The organism is Amycolatopsis sp. 195334CR (assembly GCF_017309385.1).
GTDB lineage: Bacteria > Actinomycetota > Actinomycetes > Mycobacteriales > Pseudonocardiaceae > Amycolatopsis.
Genome location: NZ_JAFJMJ010000001.1, coordinates 2,069,320 through 2,092,833 on the forward strand (window position 1 = coordinate 2,069,320; position 23,514 = coordinate 2,092,833).

The following is a 23,514-nucleotide window of genomic DNA, read 5'->3' on the forward strand; positions in this document are numbered from 1 at the left end:
GTTCAGCGATACCGCAAGCGGAGCCGTCAGGTCCAGCGATCGATGAGGAACCGCCGGACGAACCGCATCGGTGAGCGTTCGGTCAGATCCGGGCCGCGCACCGCGTCGAACACCGCGGTCAGCCCGTCGACCACGCCGGACAGCTGGTCGCCGCCCGGCATCGCCATGCTGGCCGGTTCTCGCTGCTCGCGGACCGCCGCCGCCAGCTCGGTCAGCGCCGCCGTGACGTGCTCGACCGCGTCCGGTTCCGGTGGCGCCACGCCGTGCTCGACGGTGACCACCACCTCGGTGATCGCGTCGGTGAGCCGTTCGAGCTCGACGATCACCGGCCACCACGCCACGGCCTGCCGTCCCGCCGCCGACGGTTCCACGATGACCTGCTGGAACGTGGTCCGCAGGTCGGCCAGCGCCCGGTACGCCCGGCGACGGCCCCGTGAGCGTTCCGCCCGGTCCTCGGCCGATTCGACCGGCTGCAGCGCGCGACCGGCGTAGGTGGTCACCTTGTCCAGCGCGTCGGCCAGCTGCCCGCCCACCCGCGGCCGCATGCTGCCCGGCCAGAGCAGGTAGCCGAACACCAGCACGATGGCGCAGCCGAGCACGGTGTCCACCAGCCGCGCCAGCACCACCGACCAGTCGCCGTGGCTGGACAGGTCCATCTGCAGGATGATCAGCGGGGTGACGAAGGTGGCCAGCAGGCCGTAGTTGCGCACCTTGCCGATGGCCACCCCGGCGGCGAACACCGCGCTGAACACCACCAGCCACCAGCCCTGCGCGCCGAGCCCGAGCACCGCCGCGCCGATGGACACGCCGGCCACCGTGCCGATCCCGCGCAGCACCGCGCGCCCGAACACCGAGCCGAAGTCGGGTTTGAGCACGATGCCGACGGTCAGCGTGATCCAGTACGACCGCTCGAACGGCACCAGCAGGCTGACCACCTCGGCGATCGCCACGCACAGGGTCAGCCGCAGGGTCGCGCTCCAGGTCACCGGCCCGGCGAGCTCGCCGAAGTAGTCGCGCAAGCGTTTGCGCAGCGGGACCGGTTCGCGGCGCTTGCGCTCCTTGCCCTTGCCGATCTTGACCAGCCCGGCCCGCAGCGCCACGGCCATCGGCTCATCGCTCTCGATCTCCGGGACCGGTGGCAGTCCGGCGTCCATCCGGACCGCGGTGGCCAGCCGGACCAGGTGGTCGACCAGCTCGCGCGGCGGGCGCTCGCCCGCGTTGACCATGGCCACCGCCGCCTCGACCGCGGGCGTGCTCGCCGACAGCAGGGTGAGCAGCTTGCGGTAGGTCTCGTCGCGCCCGGACAACCACGAGCGCGCGGTGAGCAGCCGGTCGTAGGCGGTGTTGAGCGCGGAAGTCAGCTGGTGGCGGGCGGCGCGCTGGGTGTCCTCGTCCTCGGCGGAGAGCATCGCGGCCAGTTCGATGAACACCTGCGTGACCGCGGTCCGCTCGGGTGAGGTGGCGCGGACCGTCCAGCCGAACAACGCGACGCCCAGCCCCCAGACCGCGCCCACCACGAAGCAGAGCAGCGAGATCTCCACCTGGACGCCGAGCAGGTGCTGCCCGGTCCCGAGCACGCAGAAGACGAACATCTGCAGCGCCGCGATCGAGGCGTTGCTCCCGGCCGCGCTGATCAGCGCCGACAACGCGGCGACCACGATCACCACCGGCACCGACACGGCCGGATTGCCGCCGCTGAGCAGGCCGGCGGTGTACCCGGCGAAGGCGGCGACCGCCGCGCCCGTGATCCGCCGCGCGCGGTACCGGTACGGACCGGCCGCCTCGGAGAGCACGGTCGGCAGCGCACCGGTCGAGACCACCGCGCCGAGCGTGATGTCGCCCAGCGCGAAGCCGATGGCCAGCGGCAGCGCCAGCGCGATCGGCGCACGGATCGCCCGGGTCCACGGGGTCGGGTCCGGCTTGCTGCGCAGGAGGTGCACGAGCCAGTTCGGGGCGGACAGATCGCGCGAGCTCACGCGCTCACTGTCTCATCCCGACACGAGGTAATCAGCCCAGATCCGGTACCCCTCCGGTCCCGGGTGGAACCCGTCGGCGGCGAACGCGGCCGCGGTCATCCGGTCCACCGGCATCACCACGTGCCGCACGCCGGGCAGCGCGGCCAGCGACGCGGCGGCCGCGTCCAGCGCGACCGACCGCAGGCCGAGCACGTCGCGCAGCGGCCGGGGCAGCGCCGGGAAGCGGCCGAGGTGCGGCACGCCGGTGAGCACGACCGGCACCGGCCCGAGCGCCCGCCGCACCCCGCAAACCAGCCGCAGCAGGTCACGCCGGTAGCGCGCGGGCGAGTGCAGCTCGATCGTGTCGTTCACGCCGAGCGCGATCACCACCAGGTCGGCGGGCTCGGTCACCGCGTCCGGCAGCAGTTCGTCGTGCACCACGCGGGCGTTCGCGCCGGTTCGCCCGGCCACCCGCCACGCCACCCCGCGCCCGGTCTTGGCGGCCAGCGCGACCGCCAGCCGCCCGGTGAGCGCCTCCTCGTGGTCCCGCGCGCCCACGCCATCCACAGTGGACTCCCCGAGCACGAGCAGCCGCAGCGGATCGGGGCCGGGCACCAGCCCGCGCACCGGGCCGGCCGCACCCGGCAGGCGCGGCGTGTCGCGGCGGACGCGCAGGCCCTGCCGGATCAGCACCGGGGCGAGCAGCAGCGTGGCCAGGTCGGCCCGCCGTCTCATCCGCGCCGCTCCTGGCGCCAGCGGTCGATCAGGATCGGGATCTCCTTGCTGATGAACTCGAAGAAGTCCTTGGTCTCGGCGATCCGCCTGCCCGCCGGGGTGTCCGCGCCGACCGCGTCCACGCCGCGCCCGAGCACCTCGGTGAGCTGCTGGTAGATGGTGTCCTTGCGGCCGAAGCCCTCGTACCACTGGTCGTCGCTGATCAGGTAGTGGTCGCGTCGCTCCCCCGGCTCGCGCGCGCGGGTGACCAGGCCGACGTGCGTCAGGTACCGCACCGCGCCGGAGACGGCGGCGGGGCTGATCTGCAGTACGTCAGCCAGCTCACCCGCGGTGAGGCTGCCCTTCTGGGTGGCCAGCAACGCGGTGAACACCCGCGACGCCATGCGCTGCAGGCCGGCGTCGGTCATCATGATCGCGAAGTCCTCGATGAACTTCCTGGTCTCCGCGTCACCTGGCGGACCGTGCTCCTCTGGGGTGGTCGACATGCTTCCCATCCTTCCCGACGAGGTGAACAAGACTCACGTGGTCCATACGTTTTCTTAACTTCACAACTTTGTGAAAACAGTGTAGCTTCTGCCGCATGGACAACGCCATCTCCATCTCCGGCCTGGTGAAGACCTTCGGCCGGACGAAGGCCCTCAACGGCCTCGACCTGTCCGTCGCCTCGGGTGAGGTGCACGGATTCCTGGGCCCGAACGGCGCCGGGAAGTCGACCACTGTCCGCGTCCTGCTGGGGTTGCTGCGCGCCGACTCCGGGAACGTCCGCCTGCTCGGCGGCGACCCGTGGCGTGACGCGGCCACCCTGCACAAGCGGCTGGCCTACGTACCCGGCGATGTCAACCTGTGGCCCAACCTCTCCGGCGGCGAGGTGATCGACCTGCTGGGGCGCCTGCGGGGCGGGCTCGACCAGCGCCGCCGCGCCGAGCTGATCGAGCGGTTCGACCTCGATCCGAAGAAGAAGGGGCGCACCTACTCCAAGGGCAACCGGCAGAAGGTGGCCATCGTCGCCGCCCTGTCGTCCAAAGTGGACCTGCTGATCCTGGACGAGCCGACCTCCGGGCTGGACCCGCTGATGGAGGCCACCTTCCAGTACGCCATCCAGGAGGAGCGCGAGCAGGGCCGCACGGTGCTGCTGTCCAGCCACATCCTGGCCGAGGTGGAGGCGCTCTGCGACCGGGTCAGCATCATCCGCAACGGGCAGAACGTGGAGACCGGCACGCTGGCCGAGCTGCGCCACCTGACCCGCACCTCGATCACCGCCGAGCTGGCCGGCCACCCGAACGGCCTGTCGAACCTGCCCAACGTGCACGACCTGCACGTCGAGGGCAACCGCGTGCGGTTCGACGTGGAGACGCACTCGCTGGACGAGGTGCTGCGGCAGCTGACGAACGTCGGCGTGCGCAGCCTGGTCAGCCAGCCGCCGACGCTGGAGGAGCTGTTCCTCCGCCACTACACGACCGAGGCGCAGCAAGAGGCGGCGGTCCGATGACGCACCCGTTGCTCGGCACGCGGCACCTGGTCCGCCTCGCGCTGCGCCGCGACCGGATCACCATGCCGGTCTGGATCGTGCTGCTCGGGGTGATCCCGGCGGCGGTCGCCGGTTCCTACGGCGAGCTGTACAGAACCGAGGCCGAACGGCAGTCGCTGACCACCGGCATGGCGGCGAACCCGTCGCTGAACCTGATCTACGGGCCGCCGTTCGACCTGTCCGACGCCGGTGGGTTCACCGTCTGGCGCTACGGCACGATCATCCCCTTCTTCCTGGCCATGGCCTGCGTGTTCACCGTGACCAGGCACACCAGGCAGGAGGAGGACACCGGGCGGCAGGAGCTGCTGTCCTCGGCCGTGCTCGGCCGGTTCGCCGCGCTGACCGCGGCGGTGCTCACCGGCGCCCTGACCGCGTTCGGCACCGGCCTGCTCACCGTGGTCGCGTTGACCGGAGCCGGGGTGCCCGCCGCCGGCGCGGTGGCCTTCGGCGCGGCGATCTCGTTGACCGGACTCGTTTTCACCGGCGTCGCCGCGGTCACCGCGCAGCTCGCCGAATACGCGCGTACAGCCAACGGGCTGGCCATGGCGGTGCTCGGCATCGCCTTCCTGCTCCGCGCCATCGGGGACGCGGCGAAGGACGTGGGCTGGCTGTCCTGGCTGTCACCGATCGGCTGGTCCACCCAGGTCCGGCCGTTCGCGGGGGAACGGTGGTGGGTGCTCGGGCTGCTGCTCGGAGCCGCGATCGCGACGGGGGCGGTCGCCTACTTCCTGAGCACGCGCCGGGACGTGGGCCTCGGCCTGCTGCCCGCGCGGCCCGGCCCCGCCACCGCCGCCACCGGCCTGCGCAGCCCGCTCGCGCTGGCGTGGCGGCTGCACCGCGGTTCGTTCGTCGGCTGGACCATCGCGTTCGCGGTGATGGGCGCGTTGTTCGGCTCGCTCGCGGCCGGGATCGGCGACGTGGTCGGCGAGAGCCAGGCGACCAAGGAGATCTTCGAGCGGATGGGTGGCGCCGACAAGATCGTCGACGCCTTCCTCGGCACGCTCGGGCAGATCTTCGCCATCATCGCGTCGATGTACGGGGTGCAGGCGGCGCTGCGGATGCGGTCGGAAGAGGTCGCGGTCCGGGTGGAGCCGGTGCTGGCCACCCGGGTCGGGCGGCTGCGCTGGACCGCCGGTCACCTGCTGTTCGCGTTGCTCGGCTCGGCGGTGATGATGGCGGTGGCCGGGGCGCTGGCCGGGCTGCTGCACGGGCTGCGGGTCAGCGACGTGGCGAACCAGGTGCCGTCGGTGCTCGGCGCGACGATGGCGCAACTGCCCGCGGTGTGGGTGGTGATCGGGGTGACCGTGCTGTTGTTCGGCCTGCTGCCGAAGTACGCCGCGGTGGCGTGGGCGGTGGCCGGGGTCTTCGTCACGCTGAGCCTGTTCGGGCCGGTGCTCCAGCTGAGCCAGACCGCGCTGAACCTCTCGCCGTTCACGCACATCCCCAAGCTGCCGGGTGCCGAGTTCACCGCGACGCCGCTGGTGTGGTTGACCGGGATCGCGGTGGTGGTGTTCGGCGCCGGGCTGATCGGGTTCCGCCGGCGCGACATCGGCTGAGTTTCCGATCTAGCGGACGCGGACGGCCCCGCTCGCCTCGACGACGAGGTTCTGCTGGGGGCCGCCCGCGCCGCAGTCCGGACCGTTCGGGAAGGTCTGCGCGGCGGTCATGAGCAAGCTCTGCTCGACGAGTCGCTCACCCGCCGCGCCGGCCAGCCGGACGGTCGCGCTCATTTCCGTCAGCGGCAGGTCGGGCACGTCGGCGAAGCCGTCCGTGCCGTGGCGCAGGCCCAGGTCGTGGGTCTTGCAGCGGTTGTCCCAGCAGAGTTCCAGGGTGCCGGTGGCCGCCCTGAGTGCCGGATCGACTTCGACCCCGACGCCGGTGCGGGTGGCGATCAGCGTGCAGGCCTTCCCTTCACCGACGCAGGCGGTGAGCACGGCGAGCAGGAACACCAGCGGGACCAGAACGCGCATACCGCCAAGACGTGCACCGGGCCTTCTTCGGTTGCCTCGGTTACCGTGACCGGATGGACCGGCGGCAGGCGATGCGGATCCGGCTCGCGGCACACGGCCTGGTGTCGCGCGACTCCGACCTGCTGACCGCCGCCGGACGCGTCGGTGTCCAGCAGACGCCGCCCGGGTCGGCGGAGCAGGCTTTGTCCCTGCGGGTTCGCGAGCTGTCCGGCGTGCGGGACCTGGTGCAGTTGTGGAGCATGCGGGGTGCGCCGCACGTGATGCCGTTCGCCGACGCGGGGATCTTCACCGAGGGCCTGCGGCCGGACGACGAGGCGTCCTGCCGTCACTTCATCCGCGGCGCCGGGGACCACCTCGATCGCTTCGGCCTTTCGGCCACCGCGTTGGTGGACTTGGTGCTGGAGGCGATTCCGTCGGTGCTGCGGGGCCGGGAGCTGACCAAGGACGAGCTGGGCGTCGAACTCGCGGCCGCGTTGCCGTCGCCGCCGGGCTGGACCGAGCCCGACGGGCTGCGGCAGAACACCTACGGCGAAAGCCTGGTGCGGTTCGGCCTCTACGTCGCCGCGTTGCACGGCACGTTCTGCTTCACGCGAAATTCGCGGTTCACGCTGCTGGCGGAACCGGTGCCGCCGCGCGAGGACGCCGGGGAGGAGCTGGTGCGCCGGTACGTCCGCTGCTTCGGTCCCACCACCGTGACGGAATTTGCTTCCTGGGCCGGGGTTTCCCCGGATTTCGCGCGTCGCTCGTGGGAGCGGGTGGCGCCGGAACTGTCCGAAGTGGACTACAACGGCCGGTCCGGCTGGGTGCTGGATCCCGTCGATGCCGAGGTCCGCGGTGTGCTCCTGCTTCCGCCGTACGATCCGCTGCTCGCGCTCCGGGACAAGGGCGCACTGGTCGAGGACACCGCGATGCAGCGGAAGGTGTGGCGCACCACGGCGAATCCGGGCGTGATCCTGCACAACGGCGTCTTCGCCGGGCTTTGGCGTCCGCGCAAGCAGGGCCGTCGGCTGACCGTGCGCATCGAGGCCGTGCGGAAGCTGCCGAAGCGCGCGGTCGAGTCGGAGGCCGAGGCAATGGGCCCGATTCGGGGCGCCACCTCGGTCGCGATCGACTGGCAGGCTGGGGATCATGGCGACCTGGGGGCTGCTTCGGAATCCTGATTTCCGGTCCTTCTGGACCGCGGACCTGCTGAGCCAGTTCGGCACGCGCGTGGCGTTCCTCGGCGTGCCGTTGCTGGCGACCACCACGTTGAACGCCAGCGCCACGCAGGTGGCCCTGCTGCGGGCCCTGGAAACCAGCGCGTACCTGGTGCTGGGCCTGCAAGCGGGCGCGTGGTGCGATCGGCTGCGCGTCCGGCCGGTGCTGATCATCGCCGACCTCGGGCGGGCGCTGCTCATCGCGTCGGTGCCGGTGTGCGCGGCGTTCGGCGTGCTCACGTTGTGGCAGCTGTTCGCCGTGGTCCTGCTGACCGGGTTGCTCACCGTGTTCTTCGACGTCGCGCACCAGACCTACCTCCCCCGGCTGGTCGACCGCGACGACCTGCTCGAAGGCAACGCGAAGCTGCAGACGAACATGTCGATGGCGGCCGTCGCCGCCCCCACCGCGAGCGGGTTCCTCGTGCAGTGGCTCGGCGCGCCCGCGGCGCTGGGCGCCACCGCGCTCGGCTACCTGTCCTCGGCGGGCTGGCTCGCCCGGATCCGCGCGCGCGAAACCCGCCCGGTGGTGGCGAAACGCAAGCTGCGCACGGAAATCGGGGAAGGCCTGCGCCTGGTCTTCCGGCACCCGGTCCTCCGCGCCCTGGCGTTGAGCGGCGCGTCGATCTCGGTGTTCCAGTCGATGCACATCGCGAGTTCGGTGGTGTTCCTGATCCGCGACATCGGCCTCGACCCCGGCGCGGTCGGTCTCCTCGGCACCCTCGGCCTGACCGGCGCGCTCACCGGCGCCTTCAGCGCGCGGCGCCTCGCGAGCGCCCTCGGGCACGCACGCGCCCTGTGGCTCACGACGCTGCTGCTGGGGCTCGCCTCGCTGCTCTACCCCCTGACCACGCCCGGGTGGGGCCTCGTTTTCTGGTGCCTGGCCGGTTTCGGCACGGCGTTCGGGGTCATCGTGGTCAACGTCCTGCAGTTGACCTACCAGCAGCTGACCGTGCCGGAGGACCTGCTCGGGCGGGCCAACGCCACCGTGCGGTTCCTCGCGCTCGGCATGGTGCCGATGGGCAGTGTCGCCGCCGCGGCGCTCACCCCGTTCATCGGCCTTCGCGCGACCCTGTGGACAGCGGCGCTCGGCATGCTCCTGTCCGCGGGCTGGGTGATCTTCTCGCCGTTGCGCTCGGGCGAACGGACGCCGAGCAACACCCGAACGGGGTAACAGCCAAGCCTGGACCGTACGCCCGGTCAGCCGTTACGGTGACCGCGGTAACAGCTCAACGACGTGCTGTGAGCCCCGACCCCGCCCGGCGGCCGCCCGCGGGTGTGGCTTGGCGCCCGCAGGAGGAGTCCTGATGGCTACCCCCACCACGAACGAAAGCGGCCAGGAGACGGGCTCGGGCTTCGGCCGGCGCGGTTTCCTGGCCTTCCTGGTCGCCGCGCCGACCCTGACCATCGCCGCCGACGTCGCGATCGACCAGCCGGCCGAGGCGCAGATCCCCAGCCTGCCCGGCCCGGCCGACATCGTCGACCTCGGTGACGTGCTCATCCTGGCCGGCACCCCGACCGCGCACATGCTCGTCCTCGAAGTCGCCGAGGACGGCCGGATCCGGTTGCAGCTCCCCCGCGCCGAGGTCGGCCAGGGCATCACCACCGCGGTGGCGATGCTGGTCGCCGAGGAGCTCGGCGTTCCACTGTCCCAAGTGGAGGTTCCGCTCTCCGACGCGCGCTCGGAACTGTTGTTCAACCAGTTGACCGGTGGTTCGAACACCATCCGCTCGGTCTACGGCCCGGTGCGCGCCGCCGCCGCGGCCGCCCGCGCCAGGCTGGTCACCGCGGCCGCCGAGAAGTTCGGCGGTGACGCGGCGAAGTACACCGTGCGCAGCGGTTCGGTGGTGGCGCCGGACGGCCGGAAGGCCACCTTCGGCTCGCTCACCACCGCCGCGGCCAAGGTGCAGCGGGCCGCGGTGGGCACCGAGCCCAAGGCCGAGTCCGAGCACCAGCTGGTCGGCAAGCCCACCTCGCGCATCGACGCGCTCGCCATGGTCACCGGCAAGAAGCAGTACACATTGGACCTGGACGTGCCCGGCGCGCTGCCGACCGTGCTCAAGCGGCCGCCGACGATCCGCGGCACGGTCAAGTCCTTCGACGACTCGGTGGCCCGCGGCATGCCGGGCGTGGTGGACATCGTGGCCATCGACAGCGGGGTCGCGGTCATCGCGGAGACCTTCGGCCAGGCCATCAACGCCAAGGACCAGCTCAAGGTCACCTGGAACAAGGGCACCGTCGACGACCTGTCCGACGCCGACATCAAGAAGAAGCTGCGCGCCGCCGCGCTGCCGTTCGCCGTGCCGCCGCTGCTCACCCAGCACGTGGACGCCGAGTTCGACTTCGCCTTCGTCAGCCACGCGCCGCTGGAGACCAACTCCGCGATCGCCGACGTGCGCGCCGACCGCGCCGAGATCTGGTCCGCGCTGAAGTCACCGGTGGTGGCCAAGCAGACCATCGCGGCCGAGATCGGGTTGCCGGAGAACAAGGTCACCGTGCACGTGGTGCAGGGCGGCGGTTCGTTCGGCCGACGACTGTTCTTCGACGGCGCACTCGAAGCCGCCAAGGTGTCGAAGAAGGCGGGCCGCCCGGTCAAGCTGATGTGGACCCGCATCGACGACATGCGCCACGGCCGCGCCCGCGCCGCCACCCACCACAAGGTGCGCGCCACCTTCGCGCTGGGCAACGTGCTCACCTACGAGCACCGGGTGGCCAGCGTCGAGACCGACTTCCGGCACGGCCTCGGCGAGATCCTCACCGCGACCGCGGCGAGTCTGCCGGTGGCCGGCAACCTCAGCTTCGCGCAGACGGTCTTCCTCACCACGGTCAAGGTGCCCTACAACTTCGGCGTGGTCACCGAGTTGCTCAACGAGGTGGCGTTGCCGATGAACACCGCGAGCTGGCGGTCGGTGTACTCGGCCACCACGCGCGGCGCCGAGGAGATCGTGGTCGACGAGATCGCGAAGAAGCTCGGCAAGGACCCGTACCAGTTCCGGCGCGCGTCGCTCAAGGACGACAAGCAGCGCGCGGTGCTGGACAAGGTCGCCGAAGCCGGTCAGTGGGGCAAGAAGCTGCCCGCCGGGTTCGCGCAGGGCATCGCCTTCCACGAGGAGTACAAGTCGCGCACCGCGTGTCTGGTCGAGATCGACGCGCGCAATCCGAAGAAGCCGCGCGTCACCAAGGCCACCATCGCGGTCGACGTGGGCAAGCCGATCAACCCGCGCGGGCTGGAGGCGCAGATGCTCGGCGGCCTCACCGATGGGATCGCCACCGTGCTCACCGCGGGCCTGCACCTGGACAAGGGACTGCCGCTGGAAGGCAGTTACTCGCAGTTCCACTACGCGCGGCAGAAGGACATCCCGCAGGACGTGCAGGTCTTCGTGATGCCGGCGAACGGGGAGCCGGGCGGCGCCGGGGAACTGGGGCTGCCCGCCGCGGTCGGCGCGGTGGCCAACGCCTACGCCAGGGCGACCGGCACCCAGCCGCGCAGCTTCCCGATCAACTTCGACGTCGACTTCGACCCGTTCCCCCGCTGAGGAGTGCTCCCGTGCCCAACTACACCTTTTCCGTGAACGGGAAGACCGTCACCGTCGACGCCCCGGCCGACCTGCCCCTGCTGTGGGCGCTGCGGGACAAGCTCGGCGTGAAGGGCCCGAAGTACGGCTGCGGCATCGACGTCTGCAAGGCGTGCACCAGTCACCTCGACGGCGAGGCGATCAACCCGTGCGTGACCCCGCTCGCCGAGGTGGAGGGTCGCGAGGTCACCACGATCGAGGGGCTCGCCGACGGCGACAAACTGCACCCGGTGCAGGAAGCCTGGTTGGAGCTGGACGTGGCGCAGTGCGGTTACTGCCAGCCCGGCCAGATCATGGCCACCGTCGCGCTGCTGAAGAAGAACCCGAACCCGACCGACGCCGAGATCGACGAGATCGAGAACGTCTGCCGCTGCGGCACCTACTTCCGGATCAGGGAGGCCATCAAACGCGCGGCGGCGAAGTGAGCACAATGGGGGGATGAGCACCCCGGGATGGCCGGTCGCTGGCAAGTCACCGGCCATCCTGGCCGCCTTCACCCGCAGCGTCGCCGAACGTGGCTACGACGGCACGAACTTCGGGGACATCGCCGGTGAGCTGGGCATTTCCAAGGGCACCATCGTGCACCACTTCGGCACGAAGGACCGCCTGCTCGCCGCGCTGCACGAGTCGTACATGCAGCGGCGCCTCGCCGAGGCGCGGCGCATCGTCGATCGGCTGGGCACCCCGCCCGAGCGACTGGCCGGGCTGCTGTTCGCGTTCATGCTCTACCAGGTGCACGACCGGGCGGCCACGGTCGCCTTCCAGCGTGAGATCGCCCGGCTGGCCGAACACGAGTCGATGGCCGAAGGGGTGCGGCTCCGGGAGGAGTACCTGGCGCTGGTGCGGTCGGTCCTGGCCGCCGGCCAGGACACGGGTGAGTTCCGCGAGGGTGATTTCCGTCTCCGGAGCCTGTTGATGTTCGGCTCCGCGCAGTGGGCGTGGACCTGGTTCGACCCGGCCGGTCCGGACAGCGCCGAACAGGTCGGGGCCTGCTTCGCGGACCTGGTACTGGGCGGTTTGCTCACCCGGCCGGAGCAGTTGGCCGCACTGACCTCTTTGGACGGACCGGTGCTGGCGACGGTCCGCGACTGCCTGGCGTGACCCGTTTTACGGTGGTGAGCACGGCTCCGGACAGGGAGACTGGTACTGGACAGACCAGAAGAAGTGACGGAGGCCCGCATGCCCAGTACCGGAAGTGAACAGGGCGGTACACAACTCAGCCCCGCCGCCAGGGAGCGGCTGGAGGCGGAACTCGCGCGCCTGCGTGAGCAGCGCGCGGTGAACGCGCCCAACTTCCGGGACGAGGACCCGATCGGCGACAGCGCCGACCAGGCGGACGTGATCGAGCGCGCGGAGACCACCGCGTTCATCGACCGGCGCATCCGCGAGGTGACCGACCTGCTGACGCACGGCAAGAGCCAGACGTCAGCGGCCAAGGAAGGCCTGCTGCCGGGCGGGACCGAGGTGACCCTGCGCTTCGCCGACGGGGACGAGGAGACCATGCGGGTGGTCGACTTCGCCGATGAAGCCACCGCGCCGGACGCCTCCGCGCTGACCAGCGACAGCCCGTTGGGGCGGGCCCTGGTCGGCCGCAAGAGCGGCGACACGATCACGTACCGCACCCCGGGTGGCGACCTGAGCGCGGAGATCGTCGCGCTGAAGCCCCCGGCCTGATCGGCGCACCCGTCCGGCACTTCCCCAGGCCCCGCGCACCCGGTGCGCGGGGCCTGAGCGTGCTTCGGGTCAGCGGTAGCCGGCGCGCTTGAGCGCGTCGGCCAGTGCGCCGCCACCACCGCTGTTGCCACCGCGGTTGTTGCCGCCGCGGTCGTTGCCACCGCGTCGCTGGCCACCACCACCGCCGCCGCCCTGACGCCGCGGCTGCTGCTGACGGCGTTCGTTCGAGCCGCGTTCGGTACGGCCGCCCGGGGTGGGCTCGTCGTCCAGGCGCAGCGTGAGCGAGATGCGCTTGCGCGGCACGTCCACGTCGAGCACCTTCACCCGCACGATGTCACCGGGCTTGGCCACCTCGCGCGGGTCCTTCACGAAGTTCTTCGACATCGCCGAGACGTGTACCAAGCCGTCCTGGTGCACACCGACGTCGACGAAGGCACCGAACGCCGCGACGTTGGTGACCACGCCTTCCAGCGTCATCCCCGGCTTCAGGTCGGACAGCTTGTCCACCCCGTCGGCGAAGGTGGCGGTCTTGAACGCCGGGCGCGGGTCGCGGCCCGGCTTGTCCAGCTCGGTCAGGATGTCGGTGACCGTCGGCAGGCCGAAGGTGTCGTCGACGAACTTCCGCGCGTCGAGCTGCTTGAGCACCGGCGAGTTGCCGATCAGCGCGGGCAGCTCCTTGCCGGTGGCCGACAGGATGCGGCGGACCACCGGATAGGCCTCGGGGTGCACCGCCGAGCTGTCGAGCGGGTCGTCCCCGCCGGGGATCCGGAGGAAGCCGGCGCACTGCTCGAAGGCCTTCGGCCCCAGGCGTGCCACGTCCTTGAGCGCGGTGCGCGAGCGGAAGGGCCCGTGCTGGTCGCGGTGCGCGACGATGCTGTCGGCGAGGCTGGAGCCGATCCCGGACACGCGCGTGAGCAGCGGCGCGGACGCGGTGTTGACGTCCACGCCGACGCCGTTCACGCAGTCCTCGACCACCGCGTCGAGCGAGCGCGACAGCGAGATCTCGGACAGGTCGTGCTGGTACTGCCCGACGCCGATGGACTTCGGGTCGATCTTGACCAGCTCGGCCAGCGGGTCCTGCAGGCGGCGCGCGATGGACACCGCGCCACGGATGGACACGTCCAGCGAAGGCAGTTCCTGCGCGGCGAAGGCCGACGCCGAGTACACCGAAGCGCCCGCCTCGGAGACCATCACCTTGGTCAGCTTGAGCTCGCTGAACTTCTTGATCAGGTCGCCGGCCAGCTTGTCGGTCTCGCGCGAGGCAGTGCCGTTGCCGATGGCGATCAGTTCGACGTTGTGCGCGTGCGCCAGCTTGGCGAGCTTGGCCAGCGCCTCGTCCCAGCGGTTGGCCGGCTGGTGCGGGTAGATGGTGTCGTGGGCGACCACCTTGCCGGTCGCGTCGACCACGGCCACCTTCACCCCGGTGCGGAAGCCGGGGTCGAGGCCCATCGTGGCGCGGCTGCCGGCCGGCGCGGCGAGCAGCAGGTCGCGCAGGTTGGCGGCGAACACCGCCACGGCGTCGTCCTCGGCCGACTGGCGCAACCGCATCCGCAGGTCGATGCCCAGGTGCAGGAGGATCTTCGTGCGCCACGCCCAGCGGACGCAGCCGAGCAGCCAGCTGTCGGCCGCGCGCCCCTTGTCCGCGACGCCGAAGCGCTGCGCGATCCGCACCTCGAACTCGCCGGGCCCGGCGATGACCTCGCCCTCCGGGGTCTCGTCCGGCTCCATGGTGAGGTCGAGGATCTCCTCCTTCTCACCGCGGAACATGGCGAGGATGCGGTGCGAGGGGAGCTTGGTGTACGGCTCGGAGAAGTCGAAGTAGTCGGCGAACTTGGCGCCCTCTTCCTCCTTGCCCTGGCGCACCTTCGAGCTGAGGCGGCCGCCGGTCCACATCTTCTCGCGCAGCTCGCCGAGCAGGTCCGCGTCCTCGGCGAAGCGCTCGACCAGGATCGCGCGCGCCCCGTCCAGCGCGGCCTGCGCGTCGGCGACGCCCTTGTCGGCGTCGACGAAGGCGGCCGCGGCGGCCTGCGGATCGGTCTCCGGCTGGCTGAGCAGGCCGTCGGCCAGCGGCTCGAGCCCGGCCTCGCGCGCGATCTGGGCCTTGGTGCGGCGCTTGGGCTTGTACGGGAGGTAGATGTCCTCCAGGCGCGCCTTCGAGTCGGCGGCGAGGATCTGCGCCTCGAGCGCCTCGTCGAGCTTGCCCTGCGAGCGGATCGAGTCGAGCACCGCGGTGCGGCGGTCCTCCAGCTCGCGGAGGTAGCGGAGGCGGTCCTCGAGGGTCCGGAGCTGGGTGTCGTCCAGCATGCCGGTGACCTCTTTGCGGTACCGCGCGATGAACGGCACCGTCGAACCGCCGTCGAGCAGCCCCACCGCGGCGGTGACCTGCCGCTCCGCCACGCCGAGCTCCTCGGCGATCTTGCGCTCGATGCTGACCGTGCCACTGGAAGTAGCCAAAACCCTGAACCGCCTCTACCTAGTACCGACTGCGCGGAAGCATTCTCCCCACTGCCCACGCCGCCCGGCCACCCTATCCCGCGGCGGCGACGGTCCCGGGAAATCGACGCGAGTTGTCCACAGTTGGGCCCACCTGTGGACAACTCCTGGGGACAGTCGGCGGAGCCGCTATGGTTGATTTCAGTAGCAGCGAGCGCGCGCAGTCCGCGTGCCGAAGCGTGAAGATGATCGATCCGCCGACCCGCGAACGCAGACGCGGGATGGCGTGCGCCCTGGTAGACCACGGCCGCGCCGCCTTCGGCCAGCAGCCGCTACCCGTGACGATGATCGATCCCCGTCCAGCACCACGATGCCCTCCTGCGTGCCGAATGAGGCCACGTACCCGGTGCATCTCCGTGACCCAAGAAATGAGGAATTCCGTTGCCACACTTGGTTTTCTCCCGGACGCGACTACAGCCAGCCCGCGTCCCTGGCGATGCGGATGGCGTCGATCCGGTTGCGCGCGCCGACCTTGCCGATGGCGTTGGACAGGTAGTTCCGCACGGTCGCCGGGGACAACGACAACCGCCGGGCTATCTCGCCGGTGGCGATACCGCTGTCGGCGGCACGCAGGACGTCGGTTTCGCGCGGGGTCAACGGGCTCGAACCGGTTTCCAGCGCCATCGCCAGCAGTTCCGGGTCGATCACGCGCTCCCCCGCGGCGACCCGCCGGACGCCGTCGGCCAGGGTTTCGGCCGGGGCGTTCTTCACGATGAACCCCCGGACGTGCGCGGACAGCGCCCGCAACAGGTGCCCCGGCTGGTTCATCCCGGTCAGCACCAGCGTCCGGCAGTCCGGCAACTGCTCGTGCAACGCCTCCGCGGCGCTGAGCCCGTCGAGCCCCGGCAGGCCGATGTCCAGCACCGCCACGTCCGGGCGGGTCCGCAGCGCCGCCGGCACGATCTGATCGCCGCGGTCCAGCTCGGCCACCACCTCGACGCCGTCCTCCATCGCCAGCAGCGCGGTCAGCGCGCCGCGGATCATGTGCATGTCCTCGGCGATCAGGACCCGGATCACGTTGCCTCCCGCGGAATCTCTACCGACAACCGGAACCGGCCGTCGCCGGTGTGCTCGGCCACCGCCGAACCGGACAGCGCGGCCACCCGGTCCGACAACCCGGCGAGCCCGCTGCCTTCCCCGAACCCGTCGCCCGCGCCGTCGTTGACGATCTCCAGTGCGTACCGGCCGTCCCGCGTCCGCCCGGTGATCGCGCACCTGCTGGCCTGGCTGTGCCTGAGGATATTCGTCACCCCCTCGCGCAGGGCCCAGGCGAGCGTGGCGTGTACCCGGTCGGGCAGTTCGTGCGGGGGTGGCAGGTCCAGCTCGATCCGCGCGTCGATGCCCGCCGCCGCCAGCAGGGCCGCCGCGCCGTCGGTCTCCTTCGGCAGCGACGCCACGTGCTCGTCCCGCGTCACCGCCCGCACCCCGCGCAGGGCCTCCTGCGCCACCTCGACCAGGCTCTCGATCTCCGCCTTCGCCTTGCCGGGCTCCTGCCTCAGCAGGCGGATGGCCAGATCCCCCTTGAGCGACACCGCGAACAGGCTCTGCCCCAGCAGGTCGTGCAGGTCGCGGGAAAGGCGCAGCCGCTCCCGCTCGGCCGCCAGCTCCCCGAGCTCGGTGCGAGCGGCCTGGAGTTCGTCGACCAGCCGGACCAGCCGTGCCGCGCCGTAGAGGGCCACGGCGATGATCGAAAGGAGGATCCCGGACAGCACCATGTAACCGAACTGGAGCACGTCGTCCTCCGGGCCGGCCTGCAGCGCCGAGGAGACCGCGGTGACCACCAGCGGCACGGCGGCCACCGGCACCGCGCACCGCCGGGGCACCACCATCAGCGCCGACGCGGCGAGCAGCACCTGCGCGTCCAGCCACGGACTGCCGAACCAGACGAACGGGAGGTACGCCAGCACCGCCATCGCGGCCAGCGTCCACTGCCAGCCGGCCGGGCGGTCGCCGCGGGCCGCGGCCATGCTGTGCCGCACCTCCAGCGCGGCCAGCAGCAGCCCGAGCGCGATCGGGATCACCGCCGGGTACTCCGTCGGCGGGGTGGTCGGGGTGCCGACGATGGTGAACACCGGTGGTGCGACCGCGATCGGCAGGTTGACCACGACCAGGAACAACCCGGTCCGCCGGGTGGTCCAGAAGGGGTTCACCGATCGCCGTCCGAAGCGCTCAGCCCGCGCGCGATCCGGCGGCGCACCGCGGTCAGCGTGGCCCTCGACCGCAGGGCCAGCGCCCGCAGTTCGGCGTCGGCGGCATCCGGGTTGCCGGTCAGCGCGGCGGCGCGGGTGCCCTGCTCGACGATGCCCTCCAGCTCGACGCCGACGGTGCGGCGCACGTCCCGGTCGATCCGGATCCGCTCGCGCACGGCGGCCTGGTCGGCCAGTTCGAGCCGGGCTTCGTGCAACTGCCGCGCGGTGGCGATCACCCAGGTCAGGAGGGCCAGCGACAGGGCGAGGAACAGGGCGTCGAGCACCAGCGAGATCGCCCACTCCAGGTGCCCGGAGACCGAGGCGAGCGGCACCAGCGCGGCCGCCACCCCGGCGAAGGTGAAGAAGGACAGCGGCGGCGGGATGACCAGCAGCACCGAGGCCGCGAGCGCGTAGAGCGCGCCGAGCCAGTCGATGCCCGCCACCGGGATGGCGCTGATGATCAGCGCCATCATCACGCCGACCGTCCACAGTGAGCGCGGCGGGCGCTCGCCGCGGGCGGCGTAGAGCACGTTCCGGATGTGCGGAGGGAGGTAGCAGATGGTGAAGATGAGCGCGGGCAGCACGCGCACGGTGTCGATCGGCACGGTGGCCACGCGGTAGATGGTCAGCACCGGGGCGACGGCGCCGTAGAGCACCACGCCCACTGTCGCCAGCCGGATCATCCGGCTCGACCGCTGCTGATCGTTCAGCTCCATCACCCGTGATCGCCCGAGGGGCCGCCAGAATAGGCGGACCGGCTCCAGCGGGGCCAGGGCGTAGATCACTCCGGCCAGCTTGCCAGCGCCTCTCGCCGAACGGGCAGATGCGGATGTACCCGGCGCGGCATGATGTTCGTCATGGACGGACCCAGCTTCGACCTGCCGGGCTTCCTCGCCGAGCGCCTCCGCCCGGCGAGCGTGGCCACCACCGGCCGGGCGGGTGGACCGGCGCTGGCGACCATGTGGTTCCTCGCCGAGGACAACCGCTTCTGGTTCAACACCCCGAACGACCAGCCGAGCCCGTTCCTCGCCGCGGCACGGGCCGGGCGCGAGGTCGCCGTGCTGGTGTCGACCTTCGACCCGCCCGGCGACGTGCGGCAACTGCGCACGACCGGCCCGGCGCGGATCGAGGCCACCGACGCCGAGCGGCTGCGCCGGCTCTACCTCCGTTACGTTCCACAATGGACAGACGAGTGGGCGGCGCACGCGCTCTCGCCGAAGTTCACGCTGTGGTCCATGTCGCCGGAACGCGGGATGGCGGTGGCCTTCCCCGACCTCGCCGACAGCCCGACCTTCCGCTGGTCGGAGCCGCTGGTCACGGGACCGCCTGCACCTCGGCGGGACTCGTCAGCCGGGTGAAGTTGTCCACCAGGAACTCCCACACGCCGGGCACCAGCAACACGGCCAGCACCAGGAACACCGGGAAGACCAGGCGGTTCTCCACGTTCTTGCCGGTGCGGAACCGCAGCTTGCGCGGCGGCCGGATCTCGTACCAGGTCTCGCCCTTGATCAGCAGCGGGAACAGGAACGGGCAACCGGATTCGGTCAGCGAATCACCGAGGCAGTGCGTGAAGCAGCCCGCCGCGACCGCGATGCCCAGCCAGCCGGAGATCTGCTCCAGCTCGCCGAACGCGTCCGGCCCGACGCTGAAGATCCACCAGACGATCGCCACCCCGGCCACCGGGAGCACCCAGTCGCCCAGCGCGTCCTCGGCCAGCAGCAGGCCGAAGATCACCACGCCGGCGACCGCCCAGTGCCCGCCCGCTTCGGTGCCCCACGCGGTGAGCAGGCCGAGCGCGGCGGCGAACAACACGGTGTGCGACAGGTGCCGGTGCGTACCGGTCCGCCGTTCGTCCTTGGGCCCCTTGGTCACCTTGTAGAGCGCGGCCGAGGCCCGGCGCAGCAACCACGACAACCCGCCGGTGATCGGCCCGAGCAGCTTCGACGCCCGGGCGCCGGGGTGGTCGAGATCGGGCAGCAGGGCGAAACCCGCGGTGGTGGCGGCGAACGCGACCGCCTGGTGCACCGTGCCCGCGCCGACCACCGGCGCCAGTCCCAGCCCCGCGCACCAGCCGGTGAGCGCGTGCGTCCGCCCCATCATTTCCGCGCATCCCCCAGCAGTCCCGGCAGCCCCTTCAGTCCCACCATCTAACCGGGAATCGGCCGGGCGTCACACCACCGGGTGAGTCAAAGCCCCTTGCCGAACCAGTGCTCGGCGTACGGATCGTCGCCGTAGGGCGGAATCGGCTGGTAGCCGCGCCGGGCGTAGAGCGCCCGCGCCTCGACCAGGTCGTCACGGGTGTTGAGCCACATGGACTTCGCGCCGAACTCGCGTGCCGCGTCCTCGGCCGCGCGCATCAGCACCCCGGCGCACCCGGACCCGCGGTGGGCGCCGTCGACGAACATCCTGGTCAGCTCGGCGATCTCCGGGGAGTACACCCGGACCCCGACGCACCCGGCCACCTCGCCGTCGAGCCGCGCGAGCAGGAATGCGCCGGTCGGCGGCGCCAGGTCGTCACTGGGGAAGTCGATCATGATCTGCTCGACCTCGCCCGGTTCCATCGGCCGCCCGTAGTACCTGCTGCCGATCTCGTCGTAGTAGCGGAACAACGCCCGCAGCGCTTCGGGCTCGGTGGGCGCGACGCGGGCCACCGACCAGTTGAGCAGCTGGTTTCCAGTCACAGTGCCGATTGTCGGACGGTCGTCCACCGGTTTTTCGCCGCGGCGCCCACCCGCCCCCGCCACGCCGTCCGGCCACGCCGTCCACCGGCGCCACGAACCGGCGTCGTAGCATGGCGCGATGTCGAAGCGCCTTGGCCTCAACCTGCCCGACGACACGCACGCGCAGATCAAGGCCCGTGCGGACGCGGCGGGCGTCTCGGTGCACTCGTGGATCATCGCCGCGCTCGAGCGCGAGAACTTCCGCCAGCTCTGCCAGGACACCAACGACTGGTGGGCGAACCGGCCCGAGGCCGCCGAGCGGCAGGTCGCCGAATACCGCCTCCGGCAGGGCGGCCGTGACTCCTCCGCCGCGTAGGGGCGAGATCCGGCGGGTCGCCGGTGACTCCGGCCGCCGGGTGCTCGTCTACTCGGGCAACATGTTCAACGACCTGCCGGACGTGCCGTACGTGATCACCATGGAGATCACCTCGGTACCGGAACCGATGGACGTCGCGCTGGCCGACGGCGCGCGGGTCGCCTACACCCGGCTGGACCACCTGCCGAAGTCGCTGCTCGGCGACCGGCTCGGCACGGTGCCGCACGAGGTGATGGAGCGGATCAACACCCGGCTGTTCATGGTGCTGGCCACGCAATGATCCGCCGCGCCGAAGTGCTCATCGCGCTGGCCGTGGTCGCGGCCGCGCTGCTGTGGTCGGGGATCGGCGCGAAGAGCCCGCTGACCTGGTTGCTCGAAGTGGTCTGGATCTTCATCGGCGGGGCGCTGCTGCTGGTCTACCGCAAGCGCTTCCCGCCGACCCGGCTGCTGCTCTGGTTGCTCGTCTTCCACGCGCTGGTGCTCTGCTACGGCGGCCACTACACCTACGCCGAAACCCCGCTCGGCAACTGGGTCCAGGAAACCTGGGGCACCTCGCGCAACCACTACGACCGGTTCGCGCACGTCGTGCAGGGCTTCGTGCCCGCCATCCTGGTGCGTGAACTGCTGCTGCGGCTGACCCCGCTGCGCCGGGGCGGCTGGACGTTCGTGCTCACCGCAAGCGTTTGCCTCGCCTTCGCGGCCTGCTTCGAGTTCGTCGAATGGGGTTCGGCCGTGGTGCTCGGCGGTGGCGCCGACGACTTCCTCGGCACCCAGGGCGACATCTGGGACACCCAGTGGGACATGTTCCTCTGCCTGTGCGGCGCCGTCGCGGCCCAACTGCTGCTCCGGCGCCCGCACGACCGGCAGCTCAGTGCTCTGAGTCCAGGTGCTCCATGAGCGGTTCGGGGTAACGCGGTCCGGCGGCGGCACCGGCGGGCACGGCGCCCTCGATCGCGGCGAGGTCCTCGTCGGTCAGTTCGAGGTCGACCGCGGCCAGCGCTTCGGTCAGCCGCTCCGGCTTGCGCGCGCCGACCAGCGGGATCACGTGCTCGCCGCGGGTGAGCACCCACGCGATGGCCACGGCCGCCGGCGTGGCGCCCTTGGCTTCGGCGACCCCGCGCAGCGCGTCGGCGAGTTCGAGGTTGCGGCGCAGGTTCTCGCCCTGGAAGCGCGGGCTGATCGCGCGGAAGTCGTCGGCGGGCAGGTCGCGCCCCGGGGTCCAGTGCCCGGACAGCAGTCCGCGCGAAAGCACGCCGTACGCGGTCAGGCCGATGCCGAGTTCGGCGCAGGTCGGCAGGATCTCGCGCTCGATGTCGCGTGACAGCAGCGAATATTCGATCTGGAGGTCCGCGATCGGGTGCACCGCGGCCGCCCGGCGCAGGGTCTCGGCCCCCACTTCGGACAGTCCGATGTGCTTGACGTACCCGGCTTCGATCATCTCCGCGATGGCCCCGACGGTCTCCTCGATCGGCACCGCCGGGTCGAGGCGGGCCGGGCGGTAGATGTCGATGTGGTCGACGCCCAGCCTGCCCAGCGAGTACGCCAGCGCGTTCTTCACCGCTTCGGGGCGGCCGTCGAAGCCGAGCCAGTCCCCGGACGGGCCACGCAGCGCGCCGAACTTCACGCTGATCACGGCCTTCTCCCGGCGACCGCGCAGCGCCCGCTCGATGAGCAGCTCGTTGTGCCCGGCGCCGTAGAAGTCACCGGTGTCGAGCAGCGTGATGCCCGCGTCGAGCGCCGCGTGGATGGTGGCGATCCCGTCGTCGGCGACGGCCGGGCCGTAGAGGTCCGACATGCCCATGCACCCCAGTCCCAGCACGGGGAGCTCGGGGCCGGTGGTGCCGAGTGAACGGGTGCGCATCACAGACTCTCCTCCATCGGTCGACAGGCGCACACAGTAATTGCCCCGGCGGGTAACCTGCGCCGGTGGCCAAGGTGAGCGTGTCGGCTCGAATCGCTTCGACGCCGGAACAGACCTGGTCGGTGGCGGCCGACCTGACCAGGTTCGACGAATGGCTGGTGCTGCACGAAGGCTGGCGCAGCCCGATCCCGCCGGAGATCACCCACGGCACCACGTTCACCTCGGTGGTGTCGGTAAAGGGCTTCCGAAACCGAATCACCTGGCGGGTGGACAGCTACGACGAACCGAGCGCGCTGTCCATCTCCGGGGACGGTGTCGGTGGTGTGCGCATCGCGCTGGCGCTCGGGATCCGGCCGGTGGCCTCGGGCTCGGAGGTCAGCATCGACGCGGACGTGCGGGGAAAGCCGGTGTTCGGCCCGGTCGGCATGGCCATCAGCCGCGCAGTCCGCGGCGAGCTACGACGCTCGATCACCAACCTGAGCGCCCTGATCGGCTGACGCCCAGCCGCCCGACTCAGCGAATCATCGGCTGACGCCTGGCCGCCTGACCCAGAAAATCGCCGTGCTGACCGCGCCAATCGGCCAGCACCCGGCCCACCGCCCCGGCCCATCGCCTCAGCAGATCAGCGGCCAGAGCACGCACTTCGTCGTCGTGGTCGTCGGGGGTTTATTCGACGTGGTGGTGGTCGTGGGGTCCGTGCCGCCGCCGGGGTCGGTCGTTTCGTTCGTCGTCGTGGTGGTCGGCTTCTTCGAGGTGGTCGTCGGCGGGGTGGTGGTTTCCCGCTCGCGGGTGGTGGTCTCTTCCTCGTACCAAGCGCCCCCGCCCGGCACCAGTTTCGGTTCGTCGGACGCGACCGTGGCCTCCGGGCCGGCCACCCCGCTGGGCGTGCGCGCCGGCGGCTGGACGATGCCGACGTCCTCGACGATGGTTTCCGCGCGGTGTTCCGGCGACGGCGCGTGGACCACGCGGACCAGCAGCGCGGCGATCCCGCACCCGATCACCACGGCGGCCATCACGGACAACAGCTGCAACCGCGAACGCGATTTCGGCCGGCGTCTGGCGTCCCAACCCTCGCGTTCCAGCAGCTGCGCGACCGTCACTTCGTGTTTCACGCGGAGACCCCTCGAGGTAGAAGACGCGCAGAGACCGTCTTTTTACCGGAAACCAGGGCCTGGTGGGTGCATTTCTCACAAAGTCGGACCAAGATACTAGGCCGAACGTTGTCACGCAGCCTCAACCAGACGGATCCACCCTATCGGGCTGACCCTCCGTGGTTGATGACCCTCCGTTACATCACCGCTGGTG

Annotated in this window: 25 protein-coding genes; 13 read left to right on the plus strand and 12 right to left on the minus strand. The window is 71.2% G+C overall.

Annotated elements, in window-relative coordinates; all coding sequences use genetic code 11:
- Positions 1 to 26: 26 nt before the first annotated feature.
- The 3 genes from JYK18_RS10140 to JYK18_RS10150 are packed head-to-tail and all read right to left on the minus strand — an operon-like array spanning position 27 to position 3,175.
- Positions 27 to 1,976 carry an FUSC family protein gene (locus tag JYK18_RS10140; RefSeq protein WP_206801839.1) on the minus strand — a complete coding sequence of 650 codons (1,950 nt, stop codon included), beginning with the start codon at positions 1,974 to 1,976 and terminating at the stop codon, positions 27 to 29.
- A gap of 12 nt (positions 1,977 to 1,988) precedes the next feature.
- Positions 1,989 to 2,690: an SGNH/GDSL hydrolase family protein gene (locus tag JYK18_RS10145; RefSeq protein WP_206801840.1), complete on the minus strand. Its 702-nt coding sequence runs from the start codon at positions 2,688 to 2,690 to the stop codon at positions 1,989 to 1,991.
- On the minus strand, positions 2,687 to 3,175 hold the full coding sequence (locus JYK18_RS10150) for a GbsR/MarR family transcriptional regulator (RefSeq protein WP_206801841.1): 489 nt from the start codon (positions 3,173 to 3,175) through the stop codon (positions 2,687 to 2,689). Before JYK18_RS10150 ends, JYK18_RS10145 begins: the two co-directional genes overlap by 4 nt.
- A 95-nt stretch (positions 3,176 to 3,270) precedes the next feature.
- Between JYK18_RS10150 and JYK18_RS10155 the strand changes: the two genes are divergently transcribed.
- Positions 3,271 to 4,179 (plus strand): ABC transporter ATP-binding protein, encoded by a 909-nt coding sequence (locus JYK18_RS10155; RefSeq protein WP_206801842.1) that lies wholly within the window; start codon positions 3,271 to 3,273, stop codon positions 4,177 to 4,179.
- A complete protein-coding gene (locus tag JYK18_RS10160) occupies positions 4,176 to 5,774 on the plus strand; it encodes an ABC transporter permease (RefSeq protein ID WP_206801843.1) in 1,599 nt (532 codons plus the stop codon). Before JYK18_RS10155 ends, JYK18_RS10160 begins: the two co-directional genes overlap by 4 nt.
- Positions 5,775 to 5,783: 9 nt before the next feature.
- Here the strand turns inward: JYK18_RS10160 and JYK18_RS10165 are convergent, their stop codons facing one another.
- Positions 5,784 to 6,188: a hypothetical protein gene (locus tag JYK18_RS10165; protein ID WP_206801844.1), complete on the minus strand. Its 405-nt coding sequence runs from the start codon at positions 6,186 to 6,188 to the stop codon at positions 5,784 to 5,786.
- 53 nt (positions 6,189 to 6,241) lie between these two features.
- Here JYK18_RS10165 and JYK18_RS10170 point away from each other — a divergent pair, with 53 nt between their 5' ends.
- From JYK18_RS10170 to JYK18_RS10195, 6 genes are all read left to right on the plus strand, one after another.
- Positions 6,242 to 7,348, plus strand: coding sequence for a DNA glycosylase AlkZ-like family protein (locus JYK18_RS10170; protein ID WP_206801845.1), 1,107 nt, complete (start codon positions 6,242 to 6,244; stop codon positions 7,346 to 7,348).
- Entirely contained in the window at positions 7,317 to 8,555 is a 1,239-nt protein-coding gene (locus JYK18_RS10175) for an MFS transporter (RefSeq protein ID WP_206801846.1), read from the plus strand. The genes JYK18_RS10170 and JYK18_RS10175 overlap by 32 nt, the downstream gene beginning before the upstream one ends.
- Before the next feature lie 133 nt (positions 8,556 to 8,688).
- Positions 8,689 to 10,917: a xanthine dehydrogenase family protein molybdopterin-binding subunit gene (locus tag JYK18_RS10180; protein ID WP_206801847.1), complete on the plus strand. Its 2,229-nt coding sequence runs from the start codon at positions 8,689 to 8,691 to the stop codon at positions 10,915 to 10,917.
- Between the two features lie 11 nt (positions 10,918 to 10,928).
- A complete protein-coding gene (locus JYK18_RS10185; protein ID WP_206801848.1) occupies positions 10,929 to 11,381 on the plus strand; it encodes a (2Fe-2S)-binding protein in 453 nt (150 codons plus the stop codon).
- Between the two features lie 13 nt (positions 11,382 to 11,394).
- Positions 11,395 to 12,057: a TetR/AcrR family transcriptional regulator gene (locus JYK18_RS10190; protein ID WP_206801849.1), complete on the plus strand. Its 663-nt coding sequence runs from the start codon at positions 11,395 to 11,397 to the stop codon at positions 12,055 to 12,057.
- A gap of 78 nt (positions 12,058 to 12,135) precedes the next feature.
- Positions 12,136 to 12,630, plus strand: coding sequence for a GreA/GreB family elongation factor (locus JYK18_RS10195; protein WP_206801850.1), 495 nt, complete (start codon positions 12,136 to 12,138; stop codon positions 12,628 to 12,630).
- 69 nt (positions 12,631 to 12,699) lie between these two features.
- On the opposite strand, the gene JYK18_RS10200 is transcribed toward JYK18_RS10195, so the two are convergent.
- From JYK18_RS10200 to JYK18_RS10215, 4 genes are all read right to left on the minus strand, one after another.
- Positions 12,700 to 15,084 (minus strand): Tex family protein, encoded by a 2,385-nt coding sequence (locus tag JYK18_RS10200; RefSeq protein WP_206801851.1) that lies wholly within the window; start codon positions 15,082 to 15,084, stop codon positions 12,700 to 12,702.
- A gap of 450 nt (positions 15,085 to 15,534) precedes the next feature.
- Entirely contained in the window at positions 15,535 to 16,140 is a 606-nt protein-coding gene (locus tag JYK18_RS10205; protein WP_206801852.1) for a response regulator transcription factor, read from the minus strand.
- Positions 16,137 to 17,273 (minus strand): sensor histidine kinase, encoded by a 1,137-nt coding sequence (locus JYK18_RS47970; protein WP_206801853.1) that lies wholly within the window; start codon positions 17,271 to 17,273, stop codon positions 16,137 to 16,139. Before JYK18_RS47970 ends, JYK18_RS10205 begins: the two co-directional genes overlap by 4 nt.
- Entirely contained in the window at positions 17,270 to 18,028 is a 759-nt protein-coding gene (locus JYK18_RS10215; RefSeq protein ID WP_206801854.1) for a hypothetical protein, read from the minus strand. Before JYK18_RS10215 ends, JYK18_RS47970 begins: the two co-directional genes overlap by 4 nt.
- 141 nt (positions 18,029 to 18,169) lie before the next feature.
- Here JYK18_RS10215 and JYK18_RS10220 point away from each other — a divergent pair, with 141 nt between their 5' ends.
- On the plus strand, positions 18,170 to 18,670 hold the full coding sequence (locus JYK18_RS10220; RefSeq protein ID WP_206801855.1) for a pyridoxamine 5'-phosphate oxidase family protein: 501 nt from the start codon (positions 18,170 to 18,172) through the stop codon (positions 18,668 to 18,670).
- Here the strand turns inward: JYK18_RS10220 and JYK18_RS10225 are convergent.
- Complete coding sequence (locus JYK18_RS10225; RefSeq protein ID WP_206801856.1) at positions 18,627 to 19,412, minus strand: metal-dependent hydrolase; 786 nt, start codon at positions 19,410 to 19,412, stop codon at positions 18,627 to 18,629. The genes JYK18_RS10220 and JYK18_RS10225 overlap by 44 nt on opposite strands.
- Positions 19,413 to 19,498: 86 nt before the next feature.
- Positions 19,499 to 19,993, minus strand: coding sequence for a GNAT family N-acetyltransferase (locus JYK18_RS10230; RefSeq protein WP_307795848.1), 495 nt, complete (start codon positions 19,991 to 19,993; stop codon positions 19,499 to 19,501).
- 118 nt (positions 19,994 to 20,111) lie between these two features.
- Here JYK18_RS10230 and JYK18_RS10235 point away from each other — a divergent pair, with 118 nt between their 5' ends.
- Genes JYK18_RS10235 through JYK18_RS10245 form a run of 3 tightly spaced genes read left to right on the plus strand, consistent with a single transcriptional unit; the run spans position 20,112 to position 21,245 of the window.
- Entirely contained in the window at positions 20,112 to 20,348 is a 237-nt protein-coding gene (locus JYK18_RS10235) for a hypothetical protein (RefSeq protein ID WP_206801857.1), read from the plus strand.
- Positions 20,329 to 20,628, plus strand: a complete 300-nt coding sequence (locus JYK18_RS10240) for a type II toxin-antitoxin system PemK/MazF family toxin (protein WP_307795849.1) — start codon at positions 20,329 to 20,331, stop codon at positions 20,626 to 20,628. Before JYK18_RS10235 ends, JYK18_RS10240 begins: the two co-directional genes overlap by 20 nt.
- Positions 20,625 to 21,245, plus strand: a complete 621-nt coding sequence (locus JYK18_RS10245) for a DUF2238 domain-containing protein (RefSeq protein ID WP_206801858.1) — start codon at positions 20,625 to 20,627, stop codon at positions 21,243 to 21,245. Before JYK18_RS10240 ends, JYK18_RS10245 begins: the two co-directional genes overlap by 4 nt.
- Here the strand turns inward: JYK18_RS10245 and JYK18_RS10250 are convergent.
- Positions 21,217 to 22,209: an aldo/keto reductase gene (locus JYK18_RS10250; protein ID WP_206801859.1), complete on the minus strand. Its 993-nt coding sequence runs from the start codon at positions 22,207 to 22,209 to the stop codon at positions 21,217 to 21,219. The two genes, JYK18_RS10245 and JYK18_RS10250, sit on opposite strands and share 29 nt — an antisense overlap.
- A gap of 65 nt (positions 22,210 to 22,274) precedes the next feature.
- Here JYK18_RS10250 and JYK18_RS10255 point away from each other — a divergent pair, with 65 nt between their 5' ends.
- Positions 22,275 to 22,706, plus strand: a complete 432-nt coding sequence (locus tag JYK18_RS10255; protein WP_206801860.1) for an SRPBCC family protein — start codon at positions 22,275 to 22,277, stop codon at positions 22,704 to 22,706.
- A gap of 117 nt (positions 22,707 to 22,823) precedes the next feature.
- On the opposite strand, the gene JYK18_RS10260 is transcribed toward JYK18_RS10255, so the two are convergent.
- On the minus strand, positions 22,824 to 23,321 hold the full coding sequence (locus JYK18_RS10260; protein WP_206801861.1) for a hypothetical protein: 498 nt from the start codon (positions 23,319 to 23,321) through the stop codon (positions 22,824 to 22,826).
- Positions 23,322 to 23,514: the final 193 nt, after the last annotated feature.